The following is a 15,764-nucleotide window of genomic DNA, read 5'->3' as shown; positions in this document are numbered from 1 at the left end:
TCGGTGTTTGTCTTGCAACTAACTGCGGTCAGCGCGATAAAAAAACGGCGCGAAGTTCATCGCGCCGTTGTCGCCATCCGCGTCATTTCCGCTGGTTTCAGCCTTCGCGCAGCTTGTAACCGCGCTGGGCCTTGCTGATGTCGTCGGGTGCGAGACCCGGCAGCGCTTTCGCGAGTTCGTCGGCGAGCGCGTGCAGCACCGCTTCGCCATCGTCCTTCGCGTTTTTCAGTTCCAGCTCGATTTCGCAGATCGGTGCGCGGCGCGTTTGCCCGTTCACGTCGGCGGTGATTTCACCCTGATCGACTGCGGCTTCCACCTGCGCGCCCTCGTGCGTCAACGCCCAGAGCGTGCGGGTGAAGTCGGTGCGAAAGAGCGGAATCAGATTCTCGGCGGCAGCCGAGAGCGCCGTCGAGACACCCGCTTCATCGCATTCGTGCAGCAGTTTTTCCACTTCCAGCGCTTCGCCTGCGACCGGTATTTCCCATTCGTGCCGCGCGTGCAGACCGTTCTTTGCCTGGCCGACGGTTTTGAAGGTTTGCAGCCAGCCTTGCGGCGCGCGGCGCAGACGCAGCGCGCTCTTCGCGCGCGCGAGCGCAAGCTCGGGCGTGTCGAAGTAGAGGTTCTCCAGCCGGATCGCGTGACCGGCAACGCCCGTGCGCGCCTCGAAGAAACGCAGCGCTGCGGCCACCTGATCCTGCGGCAGCGCGAGCTTGATTTCGCGTTCGATACCCATGGCTTCGTGCGTCCGTAAAACTCAGAAGAACATGCGCGCGAGTTCCGCGCCCGGCTGTTCGGCGCGCATGAACGCCTCGCCGACCAGGAACGTGTGCACGGCCAGTTCGCGCATCTTCTCGACATCGGCGCGCGAGAGGATGCCCGATTCCGTCACGACGATGCGGTCTTCCGGCACGTCGTCCAGCATCCCGATGGTGGTTTGCAGCGTCGTTTCGAAGCTGCGCAGATTGCGGTTGTTGATGCCGATGAGCGGCGTCTTCAACGTGAGCGCGTGCGTGAGTTCCTCTCGGTCATGCACTTCGACCAGCACCGCGAGGCCGAGCGAATGCGCGAGCGCTTCGAGGTCGCGCATCTGCGACGGTTCGAGCGCGGCGGCGATCAGCAGGATCGCGTCGGCGCCCATCGCGCGCGCTTCGACGATCTGGTACGGATCGACGATGAAGTCCTTGCGCAGCACCGGCAGCGCGCACGCGGCGCGCGCGGCTTGCAGATAGGCGACGCTGCCCTGGAAGAACTGCACGTCGGTGAGCACGGACAGACACGCCGCGCCGCCTTCGGCGTACGAGCGCGCGATTTCGGCGGGCTCGAAGTGCTCGCGCAGCACGCCTTTCGACGGGCTGGCCTTCTTCACCTCGGCGATCACGGCTGCCTGGCCGTTCGCGTGCTTCGCGCGGATCGCGCCGACGAAGTCGCGCAGATCGCGCGTGCTCGCCGCGAGACGCAGTTCTTCGAGCGGGGCGCTCTGCTCGGCGGCGCGCACTTCTTCGCGCTTCACCGCAATGATTTTTTCGAGGATATCGCTCATGATGGTCTGCTAAAAACGGTGCGGGATCAGCGCTATTTCAGCGCTTGAATTGTTGCGTGAAGCGTACCAGTTCGTCGACTTTGGCGCGCGCGCGGCCGCTGGCGATGGTCTCGCGCGCAAGGGCGATGCCGTCGGCAATCGTTTCGACGACGTTCGCCGAATACAGCGCCGTGCCCGAATTGAGCGCGACGATTTCGCGCGCCGTGCCCGCTTCGTTCGACAGGGCGCCCAGCAGCATCGCCTTCGATTCGTCGGCGTTCTCGACCTTGAGCGAGCGGTTCGACACCATCTGCAGGCCGAAGTCCTCGGGATGGATTTCGTACTCGCGGATCTGGCCGTCCTTCAGCTCGCCGACCAGCGTGGACGCGCCCAGCGACACTTCATCCATGCCGTCCTTGCCGTACACGACCAGCACGTGTTTCGCGCCCAGGCGCTGCATCACGCGCACCTGAATGCCGACGAGGTCCGGGTGGAACACGCCCATCAGCTGATTGGGCGCGCCGGCCGGATTCGTGAGCGGCCCGAGGATGTTGAAGATCGTGCGCACGCCCAGTTCGCGGCGCACGGCGGCGATATTCTTCATCGCCGGATGATGGTTGGGCGCGAACATGAAACCCATGCCCGTTTCGGCGATCGACGCGGCGACCTGCTCCGGCTGCAGATCGATGTTCACGCCGAGCGCGTCGAGCACGTCCGCGCTGCCCGACTTGCTGGAGACGCCGCGGTTGCCGTGCTTGGCGACCTTCGCGCCCGCCGCCGCCACCACGAACATCGACGCGGTGGAGATATTGAAGGTGTGCGAACCGTCGCCGCCGGTGCCGACGATGTCGATGAAGTTCGAGTTGTCCTTCACCTCGACGTGCTTCGCGAACTCGCGCATCACGGTCGCGGCCGCCGCGATCTCGCCGATGGTTTCCTTCTTCACGCGCAGGCCGGTGATGATGGCCGCCGAGAGCACGGGCGACAGCTCGCCGCGCATGATCATGCGCATGAGATGCAGCATCTCGTCGTGGAAGATTTCGCGGTGCTCGATCGTGCGTTGCAGCGCTTCCTGGGGGGTAATCATGTTCTTGCCTCCGGCTTGTGCTGCCGTTTTTTCAACTTCACGCGCGCTTGGTCTGCTTCAGGAAATTCTCGAACAGGGCGTGGCCGTGCTCCGAGAGAATCGATTCCGGATGGAACTGCACGCCTTCCACGGCAAGCGTCTTGTGACGCACGCCCATGATTTCGCCGTCTTCGGTCCACGCGGACACTTCGAGGCAATCGGGCAGCGATTCGCGCTCGATCGCGAGCGAGTGATAGCGCGTGATGTTGAAGTGCTTCGGCAGATCGGCGAACACGCCTTTGCAGTCGGTTTCGATCTGGCTCACCTTGCCGTGCATGATGGTTTTGGCGCGCACGACGCGCCCGCCGAACGCTTCGCCGATGGCCTGGTGGCCAAGGCACACGCCCAGAATCGGCGTCTTGCCCGCAAACTCGCGCAGCACGTCGAGCGTGATGCCCGCGTTCTGCGGATTGCTCGGTCCCGGCGAGAGGCAGATGCGCTCGGGGTTGAGCGCCTTGATCTCGTCGATGGTGATTTCGTCGTTACGGTGCGTGCGGACGTCCTCGCCCAGTTCGCCGAAGTACTGGACGATGTTGTAGGTAAACGAATCGTAGTTGTCGATCATGAGCAACATGGTCTATCTCCGCTCAATCAGAAGTCGCTGTCGAGGCCGTCTTGGACCTGCTCGGCGGCGCGCAGCACAGCGCGCGCCTTGTTTTCGGTTTCTTGCCATTCCGACTCGGGCACCGAATCCGCCACGACGCCGGCCGCGGCCTGCACGTACAGATTGCCGTTGTGGATGACGCCCGTGCGGATCGTGATCGCCAGATCCATCTCGCCGTTGAACGAGAGATAGCCGACCGCACCGCCGTAAAGGCCGCGCTTGACGGGTTCCAGTTCGTCGATCAGCTCCATCGCGCGCACCTTGGGCGCGCCCGAGAGCGTGCCGGCCGGGAACGTCGCGCGCAGCACGTCGTAATTGGTCATGCCGGCCTTGAGCTTGCCTTCCACCGAACTGACGATGTGCTGCACGTGCGAGTATTTTTCGATGACCATCTTGTCGGTCACCGTCACCGAACCGATTTCGGCGATGCGGCCCACGTCGTTGCGCGCGAGGTCGATCAGCATGACGTGTTCGGCGACTTCCTTCGGATCGTTGAGCAGCTCGGTCGCGAGTTCGGCGTCGCGCTCGGGCGTATTGCCGCGTGGACGCGTGCCCGCAAGCGGGCGGATCGTCACGATGCGGTCCTCGCCGCGCTGTTCCTGGCGCACCAGAATCTCCGGCGACGCGCCTACTACATGGAATTCGCCGAAGTTGTAGTAATACATATACGGCGACGGATTCAGCGAGCGCAGCGCGCGATACAGCGACAGCGGATTATCGCGATACGGCTTGGTCAGACGCTGGCCGACCTGCACCTGCATCAGCTCGCCCGCGGCGATGTATTCCTTGGCGCGGCGCACGGCGGCGAGGTAATCGTCCTTCTTGAATTCGCGATAGGTCTCGGTACGCACGCTCGCCGACGTGACCGGCGGCTGCACCGTCGCGCGCAGGCGCTGCTTGAGTTCGCGCAGGCGATGCTTCGCCTTCGTGTAGGCCTCGGGCGTTTGCGGATCGGCGTAGACGATCAGGTAGAGCTTGCCCGCGAGATTGTCGATCACGGCGACTTCTTCGGATAGCAGCAACTGGATATCGGGCAGGCCGAGATCGTCGGGCGGGCAAGTCGTCGCGAGCTTTTTCTCGATATAGCGCACCGCGTCGTAGCCGAAGTAACCGGCCAGGCCGCCGCAGAAGCGCGGCAGGCCCGGACGCTGCGCGACCTTGAAGCGTGCCTGGTACTGGGCGATGAATTCGAGCGGGTCGCCGTCGTGCGTCTCGATCACCTGGCCGTCGCGCACGACTTCCGAAACGCCGTTCTTCACGCGGATCAGCGAGCGTGCCGGCAGGCCGATGAACGAGTAGCGCCCGAAGCGCTCGCCGCCCACGACGGATTCCAGCAGGAAAGAGTTCGCGCCGCCGCGCTCGGGTTGCGCGAGCTTCAGATACAGCGAAAGCGGCGTTTCGAGATCGGCGAGGGCTTCGGCGATCAGCGGGATGCGGTTGTAACCCTCGTTGGCGAGGGACTGAAATTCGAGTTCGGTCATGTTCCGATCCTGTGCGTGCTGCCGTTCGCGACGTCGGGTGCGGGCCCAGTGCGGCTCAAAAAGGGGCGCGGCGTGTGCGCGATGGCGTCTGTTTTGAGTGCTTGATTTGTGCGCGGCAATCGCTCGTGGCTCGTGTCTTTCCTGCAACCCGTCCAGCGCAAGTGCCCAAGCATTGGCCGGACTGGGGTGCGGCGCATCGGCGGCGAACGCAAGGCGTGGGTGCCGGCGCCCCGGCACGCGTCGAAACGGCATGCAGGGTTCGCGAAAGCCCACGGCCAGATCAGCCGACGGATTACCGCAACAGTTTAAGTTCGAGACACGCGCGAATGCGCAGCGAAGTAAAAAACGGAGCTGAAGAGGAGCTTGCGCGCGACTTCAGCGAACCTCGAGTGAGGTTAGCGCGACCAGCGACGCCAGGGCCAGGCTCCCCGGTCGATGCTGCTCAGACTCCGTTTTTTATTCAGAAACATGAGGATTAGGTGACGGTAAGTACAGAACTTAGGTCAGAAGATTGTGTGCTGCGATGGCTTTAGCGGCCTCGAGCAGCGTGGCAACTATACCATCCGACTCAATTTTTTGTACAGGTTGACCGTGATTGTAGCCATAGGGCACCGTGAGCGTCGCCATGCCTGCCGCGCGGCCCGCGAGTGCGTCGTTCTCCGAATCGCCGATAGCCACCGCGGCCTGCGGCTTCACGCCCAGGCGCTCGCACGCCGTGAGCATGGGCAACGGGTCGGGCTTTTTCTTCGGCAGGCTGTCGCCGCCCAGCACGACTTCGAAGTAGCGCGAAAGGCCGTATTGCTGCAGCAGTTCGACGGCGAAGCGGTGCGGCTTGTTGGTCACGCAGGCGAGGCGAATGCCCTGGTCGCGCAGCGCGGCAAGGCCGGTTTCCACATCCGGATACAGATGCGTGTGGCGGCCGTTGATCTTCGCGTACTCGTCCTGATAGAGGGCGAGCGCCTCGTCGAAACGCGACTGGGCGTCGGCTTGCGCAAAGCGCGGCGCGAGCACGCTCTTGATCAAATGTTCCGAGCCCTTGCCGACGTAGCCCATCACCTCTTCGCGCGTCGTTTCCTCGGCGTCGAACTGGGCGAGCATGCCGTTCAGACCCGCCGCGAAGTCGTCGGCGGTGTCGACCATGGTGCCGTCGAGGTCGATCAGCGCCGCTTCGATGCGCGGCGCCGTGAACTTGACGCTGGCGCTCATTGCGCGCCCTTGACGGTCGCGAGCTGCGCGCGCATCTGGTCGATCACGGCCTTGTAGTCGGGCTTGCCGAACACGGCCGAACCTGCCACGAAGGTGTCCGCGCCGGCTGCGGCGATTTCGGCGATGTTGTCGATCTTCACGCCGCCATCGACTTCGAGGTGAATCTCGCGGCCCGTGCGCGCCGTGTACGCGTCGATCTTCGCGCGCGCCTCGCGCAGCTTGTTGAGCGCTTCAGGAATGAAGGACTGGCCGCCGAAGCCCGGGTTCACCGACATGATGAGCACGAGATCGACCTTGTCCATCACGTGGTCGAGGTAGTTCAGCGACGTAGCCGGATTGAACACGAGACCGGCCTTGCAGCCATGGTCGCGGATCAGCGACAGCGTGCGGTCGATGTGGTCCGAGCCTTCCGGATGGAAGCTGATGAGGTTCGCGCCGGCCTTGGCGAAATCGGGCACGATGCGATCGACCGGGCGCACCATCAGATGCACGTCGATGGGCACGTCCACATGCGGGCGGATCGCCTCGCACACGAGCGGGCCGATGGTGAGGTTCGGCACGTAATGGTTGTCCATCACGTCGAAGTGGATCCAGTCGGCGCCGGCGGCGACGACGTTGCGGACTTCCTCGCCGAGCCGGGCGAAGTCGGCCGAGAGGATGCTGGGAGCGATGCGGAATTGCGTCATGGCGGCAATCGGAAAGACAGACGGGAAAACCGTATTTTACCGCCAGGGCGGGGGTGGCCTGCGCCCTCGTGGGCGGTTTTGCGGCGACGTTGGCCATTCGGCCAGGCCCTTGCACCGCCATGGTGCGGCCCTTTGTCTGGCACGCGGCGACGAGACGGCTCGGAAGCCGCGCCGGTGGCGGCTGTGCGGGCTGTGCCGGGTTGCGGGGGGCGGGCGCATCAAGCAGAATGCCATTCCATGTCCCCCGCGTGACGGGCGGTTCGCTTAATCAGGTTTAACCGGCCACAAGGCTGGCACACGGAACAAGGATGAGTCAGTACGAATTCAGCGTGACCTCGCAGGTCCGCTACCTGCCTGAAGAATCGGACCCGGAGCGCCGGCAATATGCGTTCGCCTACACGCTGACGATTCGCAACACGGGGCAGGCGAGCGCGCAATTGATCGCGCGCCACTGGGTCATCACCGACAGCGAAAATCACGTGCAGGAAGTGAAGGGCTTGGGCGTGGTCGGCCATCAGCCGCTGCTCAAACCCGGCGAGCAGTTCGAGTACACCAGCTGGGCCGTGATCGCGACGCCGGTGGGCACGATGCGCGGCGAGTACTTCTGCGTGGCCGAGGACGCCGAGCGCTTCGAGGCGCCTGTTCCCGAGTTCGTCCTGCGCATGCCGCGCACGCTTCACTGAAGCGTTGCCGCGCGCATTCTTGCACCCACCTTCGCACTCACCGTTTTTGAACCGTTGCCCGCATTTGGGGTCTGCTAGTCACGCCGGTCGTGCGGGACTCGCTTCTTCCTGCCCGACGCGGTCCACACAACGATGAAAATCAGCAGGAACAGCGCGATCAGCGCTTCCAGCCCAAACATGAGCATCGGGTATTCGTCGAGCAGATCAGACATGGCGGCTTCCATCGAAAACAACGCAGATTGTGCGCCAGAATTGGCGCGCGCTTCCGGCCTGATGCCGGAATTAACGGCGGCGCGCGTGCTCGTGCGCCGGTTCTTCGTCAAACACGCGAAACAGGCTGCCGGCTGGGCAGGCGCGGCAACGCTTGCGGCGCTGCTGGCCGCGTGCGGCGGCTCCAACTATGTGCGCACGACGCCGCCCAAGGGCACGCCGGCGCTCCCCGGCCAGATCGCCGCCGCACGCCTCACGCCGGTCGCGTGGCAGCAGGTGCCGGGCTGGCAGGACGATTCGCTGATCGGCGCAACGGCGGCGCTGCGCGCCAACTGTACGCGGCTCGCGCGCGAACCGCGCTGGTCGCGCGCCTGTGCGGCGGCTTCGCAACTCGACGATCTCGACGCCTCCGGCGCGCGTGCGTTCTTCGAGACATACTTCACGCCGTATCAGTTCGCCAATAACGACGGCACGCTTGATGGCCTCGTGACCGGTTACTACGAGCCGCTGCTGCACGGCTCGCGCACGCGCCACGGCATCTATCAGACCGCGCTCTATCGCTGGCCGTCCGGCTATCGCGCGGGCGCTGCGCTGCCGGCGCGCGCGCAGCTCGAACGCGCGGGCATCCTGAACGGCAACGAGCTCGTCTGGGTCGACGATCCCATCGAGGCGTTCTTTCTTCAGGTGCAAGGCTCGGGGCGCGTCGTGATGGAAGACGGCAGCGTGATGCGCGTGGGTTTCGGCGGCACCAACAACCAGCCCTACAAGTCGATTGGCCGCTGGCTGCTGGACCGTGGCGAACTCACGCCCGCGCAGGCGACCATGCAGGGCATCAAGGCATGGGCGCGCGCGAATCCGACCCGCGTCGATGCACTGCTCGATACCAATCCGCGCTTCGTGTTCTTCCGCGAAATGCCGTCCGCCGAAGGCTCGGCGCAGGGCGGCGCCGATGGACCGGTTGGCGCGCTCGGCGTGCCGCTCACGCCGGAGCGCTCGATCGCGGTCGATCCTTCGTCGATCCCGCTCGGCACGCCCGTGTTCCTGCAGACCACGCGTCCGCTCACGAATACGCCGCTCAATCGCCTCGTGTTCGCGCAGGACACGGGCACGGCGATCAAGGGCGGCGTGCGTGCCGACTATTTCTGGGGTCTGGGCGACGATGCGGGCGATCTCGCCGGCAAGATGAAGCAGGGCGGCCGCATGTGGCTGCTGTTCCCCAACTCCTGAGCGTCCGTCCGGGTGCTTGCGACGCAAAAAGCCGGCAAAGATGCCGGCTTTTTTCGCTGTATGTGCGCAATTCGTGCGGAGTACGCCGCCGGGCTTACTTCGGTCGCTTGTCGACCACGCGGCGCGCCTTGCCGACCGAGCGCTCGATACCGTTCACGTCGAGCACATTGATCTTCGCCGTTACGCCGATCAGCGCCTTGATGTCGTAGGCGAGCGCCTTGGCCGCGGCGTCGAGTGCGCCATAGTCGGGCGACGTTTCCGGGCACGGCTCGCAGTTCAGCGTCATCACGTCCATCGGACCTTCCTTGGTGAGGACGATCTGATAGTGCGGCGCCAGCGCCGGCTGCTTGAGGAGCAATTCCTCGATCTGCGTGGGGAACACATTCACGCCGCGGATGATGAGCATGTCGTCCGAGCGGCCCGTGATCTTCTCCATGCGACGCATGGTGCGCGCGGTGCCCGGCAGCAGGCGCGTGAGGTCGCGCGTGCGATAACGGACGATCGGCAGCGCTTCTTTGGTCAGCGACGTGAAGACGAGTTCGCCGAATTCGCCGTCCGGCAGCACTTCGCCCGTTTCCGGATCGATGATCTCCGGGTAGAAGTGGTCCTCCCAGATGGTCGGGCCGTCCTGGGTCTCCGCGCACTCGGACGCCACGCCCGGCCCCATCACCTCGGAAAGACCGTAGATATCGACCGCCTTGATGCCCATGCGCTTTTCGATGGCCGAGCGCATGTCGTTGGTCCACGGCTCCGCGCCGAAGATGCCGATGCGCAGGGAAGTGGACGCCGGATCGATCCCCTGGCGCTCCATTTCGTCGGCGATGGCGAGCATGTAGCTCGGCGTGACCATGATGACGTCGGGGCGGAAGTCCTGGATCAGTTGCACCTGCTTTTCCGTCTGGCCGCCGCCGAACGGGATCACCGTGAGACCCGCGCGCTCCGCGCCGTAGTGCGCGCCCAGACCGCCCGTGAAGAGGCCATAGCCGTAGCTGATATGCACCTTGTCGCCGCGCCGCGCACCCGACGCGCGCACCGAACGCGCCACCAGATTCGCCCACGTGTCGATGTCCTTCGCCGTGTAGCCGACCACGGTCGGCTTGCCGGTCGTGCCCGACGACGCATGGATGCGCGAGATCTGCTCCTGCGGCACCGCGAACATCCCGAACGGATAGCTGTCGCGCAGATCCTTCTTGGTCGTGAACGGAAAGCGCGCGAGATCGGCAAGCGTCTTCAGCTCGGACGGATGAACCCCTGCTTCGTCAAACTTGCGCCGATACACCGGCGAATTTTCGTAAGCGTGATTGAGCGACCATTTCAGCCGTTCGAGCTGAAGCGCCGCGAGTTCATCGCGACTGGCCGTTTCGATGGGCTCGAGCGGCAGCGTGGTTGTCATGAATGTCTCCGGATGCTTTAAAAATGGTATGCGGGGCGAAACTGATGAGAGGGGCGCGCGGGGCGAATCGTGTGCGTGCCTATTCTTCGACTGGAATTACGGTGCCGCGTATCTGCGCGGATTTGCCTCTGAACATCGCCACGGTTTCGCCCGCGCGATTCGTCACGCGGATGTCGTAGATGCCGCTGCGTCCCGATAGCACCTGTTCGACGGCTTCGGCGGTGAGCACGTCGTCGGGCTGGACCGGGCGCAGGAATTCAATCGAGCAGCCCGCCGCGACCGTGCTGATGTTGTACGAGTTGCAGGCGAACGCGAAGGTCGAATCGGCGAGCGTGAAAATCATGCCGCCGTGGCAGATCTGATGGCCGTTGAGGAATTCGGGCCGCACGGCCATGGAAAGGCGCGCATAACCGGCGCGTACTTCGAGCAATTCCATGCCGAGCGCGCGGCTGCAGCCATCGGCTTCATACATGGACTGTGCGGTGGCGCGGGCGAGTTCGTCGGCGGACATGCCCGCGTGCGCACGAAGCGGCGATGAGGTGGACATCGATGCGGACATATCAGCGGCCCTCGAAGCGCGGCGCGCGTTTTTCGATGAAGGCCTGTACGCCTTCCGCGTAATCGTGCGAGTTGCCGAGATCACGCTGTAGATCGCGTTCGAGATCGAGCTGCTGGTCGAGCGTGTTGGTCGCCGAGGCGCGCAGCGCTTCGCGCGTGGCGACGATGGCGCGCGTGGGCTGCTTCGCGAGCTGCGCGGCGAGCGCCGCCGCCGTGGTGGCGAGTTCGGCGTCGTCCGCGACCTGCCAGACGAGGCCCCAGCTTTCTGCCTTTTCGGCGCTGAGCTTGTCGCCGGTCATGGCGAGGCCGAGCGCGCGCGCCATGCCCACGCGCTTCGGCAGGAACCATGTGCCACCCGAATCCGGCACCAGCCCAATCTTCACGAACGCCTGAATGAAACTCGCGGAGCGTGCGGCGAGCACGAGGTCGCAGGCGAGCGCGAGATTCGCGCCCGCTCCGGCGGCCGTGCCGTTGACGGCGGCGATCACGGGCATCGGTAGCGCCTGCAGCCGCCTGACGAGCGGATTGAAATACGCATCGATAAGCTCGCCGAGATCGGTCATTGCGCCCGGCGTGAAGTCGAGATCGGCGAGATCCTGGCCCGCGCAGAAGCCGCGGCCCGCGCCGGTCAGCACAAGTGCGCGCGAACCGGCTTTTTCTACTTCGTCGAGCGCCGCCGCGAGTTCGCGGTGCATCGCGCGCGTGAAGCTGTTGAGCTTGTCCGGGCGGTTCAGCGTGATCGTGGCCACACGCGTTGAAGTGTCGATATCGACGCGGATCGATTCAAAGGGCATTGCTTGTCTCCTGTCCCATCCGATGCAAAGCTGTCTGCGCAGCGCGTTTGTGTTTGAGCAGATGCGCGCTCAAATACGCTCAGACAGGCTTAAACAGGTTCAAACGCGTTCGATAGCCAGCGCAATGCCCTGGCCGACGCCGATGCACATCGTGCAGAGCGCGTAACGGCCCTGCGTGCGCTCAAGCTGATGCAGCGCCGTGGTCACGAGGCGCGCGCCCGACGCGCCGAGCGGATGGCCCAACGCAATGGCGCCGCCGTTCGGATTCACGCGCGCATCGTCATCGGCGACGCCGAGCGCACGCAGCACCGCAAGCCCTTGCGACGCGAACGCCTCATTGAGTTCGATCACGTCGAACTGGTCGAGCGTCATGCCGAGTTGCTTGAGCAACTTCTGCGTGGCGGGTGCCGGGCCAAAGCCCATGATGCGCGGCTCGACGCCGGCTGTGGCCATGCCGAGCACGCGCGCGCGGCGGCGCAGGCCGAACTGGCTGGCGGCGGCTTCACTGGCGAGCAGCAGCGCACACGCGCCGTCGTTGACGCCCGAAGCGTTGCCTGCCGTAACCGTGCCGTCCGGCTTCACCACGCCTTTGAGCTTGCCAAGCGCTTCGAGCGACGTTTCTCGCGGATGCTCGTCGAGCGTCACGCGCACGGGGTCGCCCTTTTTTTGCGCGATTTCGACCGGCACGATTTCCTGGGCGAGCGTGCCGTCCTTTTGCGCACGCGCGGCTTTCTGCTGGCTGCGCAGCGCGAACGCATCCTGATCGGCGCGGCTGATGTTGAAGTCGACCGCGACGTTTTCCGCCGTTTCCGGCATCGAATCGACGCCGTATTGCTGCTTCATCAGCTTGTTGACGAAACGCCAGCCAATGGTGGTGTCGTAGATGGCGGCGTCGCGCGAGAAAGCCGATGCGGCCTTGCCCATGACGAACGGTGCGCGCGTCATGCTTTCGACGCCGCCTGCGATCATCAGATGGACTTCGCCTGCCTTGATTGCGCGCGCGGCGCTGCCCACGGCGTCGAGGCCCGAGCCGCACAGCCGGTTGAGCGTCGCGCCGGGCGCATCGGCCGGCAGGCCCGCGAGCAGCGCGGACATGCGCGCGACGTTGCGGTTGTCCTCGCCAGCCTGGTTCGCGCAGCCGTAAAGGATGTCGTCCAGCGCGCGCCAATCGACGCCGGGATTGCGCTCGATGAGCGCGCGGATGGGCACGGCGCCGAGGTCGTCGGCGCGTACGTCCTTGAGGGCGCCGCCGTAGCGGCCGAACGGGGTGCGAATCGCATCGCAGATAAAGGCTTCGGTCATCTCGGATTCCTGCGTCACGAGCGCGGAAGTGCACTCGTGACGGTCATGCTAGAGGGAAGGGGATTCGTGCGCCATTCGGCCAAACGGCATAGGCCGTTCAGCCGACTGCCACGGGAGCCGCTTTCGGTTCAACATGAACGCGGCTCTGAATCACGCGGAAGCGATTCGCCACGAACGCGGCGTCGGCCAGCGCGGCGTTGGCGGCAGGATTCGCGCCGGTGCCGTGGAAATCCGAGAAAGCGGCCGACTGATTGACGAACACGCCGCCCGTCAGATTGATCGAAAGCGCCACGCCGCCGGTGACCGCGGCGTCGTGAGCCGCTTCGATCACTTCGTCGCTCGTGCTGTAGACGGACAGCGTAAGCGCGCCGTGATCGCGCGCCGTCGCGCCCGCCAGTTCGAGCGCTTGCGCGGTCGAGTCGGTGGCGATCACGAACGAGATCGGGCCGAACCACTCGCGCGTGAACGAGGCGGCGTCGCGTGCGGCGTCGAGCGCTAGCACGAGCGGGGTGCGTACGCGTGCGCCGGGGAATTGCGGATGGTCGAGCGTCTGGCTGTCCGCGAGCACGGCGCCCAGCTTGCGGGCTTCATCGATGCGGGAAGAGACCCTGTCGTTCTGGATCGCGCCGAGCACTTCGACGGCGCGGGCGGGATCGGCCACGAACTTCGTGACCGCGCCGGCGATCGCCTGCGCGACGGCTTCGAAGCTCACGTGGCCATCGGCGGTCTGGATGCCGTCGCGCGGCACATAGATGTTCTGCGGCGCGGTGCACATCTGGCCCGAGTAGAGCGAGAGCGAGAAGGCGATGTTGCGCGCGGCGGCCTTCAGGTCCGTCACGGAGTCGATCACGATCTGGTTCACGCCGGCCTTTTCGGTATAAACCTGCGCCTGGTGGGCGTTGCGTTCGAGCCAGTCGCCGTTCTGCGTGCTGCCGGTGAAGTCGATCAGCTTGATTTCGGGGCGCAGGGCGAGTTGCTGGACGAGCGCGCCGTCGTTGGGATCGGTGGCGAGCAGCGTGACGACGTTCGGATCGAAACCGGCTTCGCGCAGCACATCACGCGCGATGCGCACGGTGATTGCGAGCGGCAGGATCGCGCCCGGGTGCGGTTTGACGATCACGGTGTTGCCGGTCGCCAGATCGGCGAAGAGGCCTGGATAGCCGTTCCACGTCGGGAACGTGCAGCAGCCGAGCACCAGGCCGGTACCGCGCGGCGCGACGGTGAAGCGCTTTTGCATTGCGAGAGGCGGATTTTTGCCCTGCGGCTTTTCCCAGTGTGCATCGGCGGGAATGCGACGCAGCTGGTCCCATGCGTAGGTGACGGCTTCCAGCGCGCGGTCCTGTGCATGCGGGCCGCCTGCCTGGAAGGCCATCATGAAAGCCTGGCCGGTCGTGTGCATCACGCTGTATGCAATTTCGAAGCTCGCGCGGTTCAGGCGTTCGAGAATTTCCAGGCTCACGCCCACCCATGCCTGCGGGCCGGCGGCGCGCCAGTCGCGCTGCGCCTTTCGGGCGGCGTCGATCAGCTGGTCGGGTGTCGATTTCGGATAGCGTGCCCCGAGCGCAAAGCCGAACGGCGAGGCCTCGCTGCCGACGCTCTCGCCGGTGGACGGCTGGTCGAGATCAAAGGCGCGGTCGAGGTGCGCCTTGAACGCGGCTTCGCCTTCTGCGCTGGCGGTTTCCCCGTACACTTTGGGGCTCGGCATTTCGGCGAACGGGCTCCAGTAACCGCGAGTCTCGATGGCGGCCAACGCTTTCTGCAGCAGGCCTTCGTGCTTGGCGAACAACGGATGTGTCATGGCTCGACTTGAATTGAGGGGTGGGTAGAGAGGCCCGCGCCAATTAATTGACCGACCGGTTGGTTGGCAAATGTTAGCATTAGTCAAAGTTCGGCGTGAAAAATTTTTTTGGGACTTTCTTTAGATGGAAGGAGGGCGTATGGAGTACGAAAACATCCTGGTCGAGACGCGCGGCAAAGTCGGCCTGATCACCTTGAATCGCCCGAAAGCGCTCAACGCGCTGAACGATGCGCTCATGGACGAACTGGGGGCGGCGTTGAAGGCGTTCGACGCGGACGAAGGCATCGGCGCGATCGTCATCACGGGTAGCGAGAAGGCGTTCGCAGCCGGCGCCGACATCGGCATGATGGCGAGCTACAGTTTCATGGATGTCTATAAGGGCGACTACATCACGCGCAACTGGGAGACGATCCGCTCGATTCGCAAGCCGATCATCGCGGCAGTCGCGGGCTTCGCGCTGGGCGGCGGCTGTGAACTGGCGATGATGTGCGACATGATTTTTGCTGCGGACACGGCAAAGTTCGGCCAGCCCGAGATCAAGCTTGGCGTCATTCCGGGGGCGGGCGGTACGCAGCGTCTGCCGCGCGCGGTCTCGAAGGCGAAGGCCATGGATCTGTGTCTGACGGCGCGCATGATGGATGCTGCGGAAGCGGAGCGCGCGGGGTTGGTGTCGCGCGTGATTCCGGCGGCGGATCTGCTCGGCGAGGCGATCGCTGCGGCGACGACGATCAGCGAATACTCCCTGCCGGCGGTCATGATGGCCAAGGAAGCGGTGAACCGTGCGTATGAGACGACGCTCGCCGAGGGCGTGCATTTCGAGCGCCGCATGTTCCACTCGCTCTTCGCGACCGAGGACCAGAAGGAAGGGATGGCCGCGTTCGTGGAGAAGCGTAAGCCGGCGTTCAAGAACAAGTGATGGATTAATGTGGCGGCTAGGGGCTGGCGGATTTATTTTCCGTTGCCCCTTGCGCCGCGTGCTGGGTAGCGCTAAGATTCGCCCCCTTCGCTGCCTGCGGTACTGACAGCGAAGCCTGCCGGGAGAAACGGCGGGTCGTTCGGGTGGCATCTTTCAAGCAGTAGCCTGAAAAAAAGATGTTGACGAAACGAAAAAGAGCCTTCATAATCTCGTTTCTCTGCTGCAGACGCAGCGACGCAGAAGCCGCCGGATGGTTGGAAT

General features: G+C 64.7%; 16 protein-coding genes. 3 read left to right on the top strand and 13 right to left on the bottom strand.

What is annotated here, in order from left to right; translation table 11 throughout:
- Positions 1–97: 97 nt before the first annotated feature.
- The 7 genes from B0G62_RS29965 to rpe all read right to left on the bottom strand — a co-directional run bounded on the left by B0G62_RS29965 (position 98) and on the right by rpe (position 6,622).
- Entirely contained in the window at positions 98–733 is a 636-nt protein-coding gene (locus B0G62_RS29965; RefSeq protein WP_103707793.1) for a CYTH domain-containing protein, read from the bottom strand.
- Between the two features lie 21 nt (positions 734–754).
- The gene (gene trpC, locus B0G62_RS29960; protein WP_103707792.1) at positions 755–1,540 is read right to left on the bottom strand and encodes an indole-3-glycerol phosphate synthase TrpC; all 786 of its coding nucleotides are present in this window, start codon (positions 1,538–1,540) and stop codon (positions 755–757) included.
- Between the two features lie 37 nt (positions 1,541–1,577).
- Entirely contained in the window at positions 1,578–2,606 is a 1,029-nt protein-coding gene (gene trpD, locus B0G62_RS29955; RefSeq protein WP_103707791.1) for an anthranilate phosphoribosyltransferase, read from the bottom strand.
- Between the two features lie 37 nt (positions 2,607–2,643).
- Entirely contained in the window at positions 2,644–3,219 is a 576-nt protein-coding gene (locus tag B0G62_RS29950; RefSeq protein ID WP_027819241.1) for an anthranilate synthase component II, read from the bottom strand.
- A 17-nt stretch (positions 3,220–3,236) separates the two neighbouring features.
- Positions 3,237–4,730 carry an anthranilate synthase component I gene (gene trpE, locus B0G62_RS29945; protein WP_103707790.1) on the bottom strand — a complete coding sequence of 498 codons (1,494 nt, stop codon included), beginning with the start codon at positions 4,728–4,730 and terminating at the stop codon, positions 3,237–3,239.
- Between the two features lie 498 nt (positions 4,731–5,228).
- Positions 5,229–5,936, bottom strand: coding sequence for a phosphoglycolate phosphatase (locus B0G62_RS29940; protein WP_103707789.1), 708 nt, complete (start codon positions 5,934–5,936; stop codon positions 5,229–5,231).
- The gene (gene rpe, locus B0G62_RS29935; RefSeq protein WP_103707788.1) at positions 5,933–6,622 is read right to left on the bottom strand and encodes a ribulose-phosphate 3-epimerase; all 690 of its coding nucleotides are present in this window, start codon (positions 6,620–6,622) and stop codon (positions 5,933–5,935) included. Before rpe ends, B0G62_RS29940 begins: the two co-directional genes overlap by 4 nt.
- Before the next feature lie 308 nt (positions 6,623–6,930).
- On the opposite strand from rpe, the gene apaG reads away from it, so the two are divergent.
- The gene (gene apaG, locus B0G62_RS29930) at positions 6,931–7,305 is read left to right on the top strand and encodes a Co2+/Mg2+ efflux protein ApaG (protein ID WP_103707787.1); all 375 of its coding nucleotides are present in this window, start codon (positions 6,931–6,933) and stop codon (positions 7,303–7,305) included.
- 132 nt (positions 7,306–7,437) lie between these two features.
- Complete coding sequence (gene mltA / locus B0G62_RS29925; RefSeq protein ID WP_146055384.1) at positions 7,438–8,742, top strand: murein transglycosylase A; 1,305 nt, start codon at positions 7,438–7,440, stop codon at positions 8,740–8,742.
- A 94-nt stretch (positions 8,743–8,836) separates the two neighbouring features.
- On the opposite strand, the gene paaK is transcribed toward mltA, so the two are convergent.
- The 5 genes from paaK to paaN form a co-directional block, all read right to left on the bottom strand.
- Complete coding sequence (gene paaK / locus B0G62_RS29920; RefSeq protein WP_103707785.1) at positions 8,837–10,135, bottom strand: phenylacetate--CoA ligase PaaK; 1,299 nt, start codon at positions 10,133–10,135, stop codon at positions 8,837–8,839.
- Positions 10,136–10,214: 79 nt separating this feature from the next.
- A complete protein-coding gene (gene paaI, locus B0G62_RS29915; protein WP_103707812.1) occupies positions 10,215–10,682 on the bottom strand; it encodes a hydroxyphenylacetyl-CoA thioesterase PaaI in 468 nt (155 codons plus the stop codon).
- A 13-nt stretch (positions 10,683–10,695) separates the two neighbouring features.
- Positions 10,696–11,487, bottom strand: a complete 792-nt coding sequence (paaG, locus tag B0G62_RS29910) for a 2-(1,2-epoxy-1,2-dihydrophenyl)acetyl-CoA isomerase PaaG (RefSeq protein ID WP_103707784.1) — start codon at positions 11,485–11,487, stop codon at positions 10,696–10,698.
- A gap of 99 nt (positions 11,488–11,586) precedes the next feature.
- Entirely contained in the window at positions 11,587–12,789 is a 1,203-nt protein-coding gene (gene pcaF / locus B0G62_RS29905) for a 3-oxoadipyl-CoA thiolase (RefSeq protein ID WP_103707783.1), read from the bottom strand.
- 97 nt (positions 12,790–12,886) lie between these two features.
- On the bottom strand, positions 12,887–14,587 hold the full coding sequence (gene paaN / locus B0G62_RS29900) for a phenylacetic acid degradation protein PaaN (protein WP_103707782.1): 1,701 nt from the start codon (positions 14,585–14,587) through the stop codon (positions 12,887–12,889).
- A 139-nt stretch (positions 14,588–14,726) separates the two neighbouring features.
- Here paaN and B0G62_RS29895 point away from each other — a divergent pair, with 139 nt between their 5' ends.
- Positions 14,727–15,503 carry an enoyl-CoA hydratase gene (locus tag B0G62_RS29895; RefSeq protein WP_103707781.1) on the top strand — a complete coding sequence of 259 codons (777 nt, stop codon included), beginning with the start codon at positions 14,727–14,729 and terminating at the stop codon, positions 15,501–15,503.
- A 16-nt stretch (positions 15,504–15,519) separates the two neighbouring features.
- Here the strand turns inward: B0G62_RS29895 and B0G62_RS31995 are convergent.
- Positions 15,520–15,764 (bottom strand): hypothetical protein (locus B0G62_RS31995; protein WP_208624260.1); only part of this gene is annotated, 245 nt, incomplete at its 5' end.

The organism is Paraburkholderia eburnea, from assembly GCF_002917095.1.
GTDB classification, from domain to species: domain Bacteria; phylum Pseudomonadota; class Gammaproteobacteria; order Burkholderiales; family Burkholderiaceae; genus Paraburkholderia; species Paraburkholderia eburnea.
Note: the sequence above shows the minus strand (reverse complement) of the source record. Positions and strands in the feature narration are given on the sequence as shown.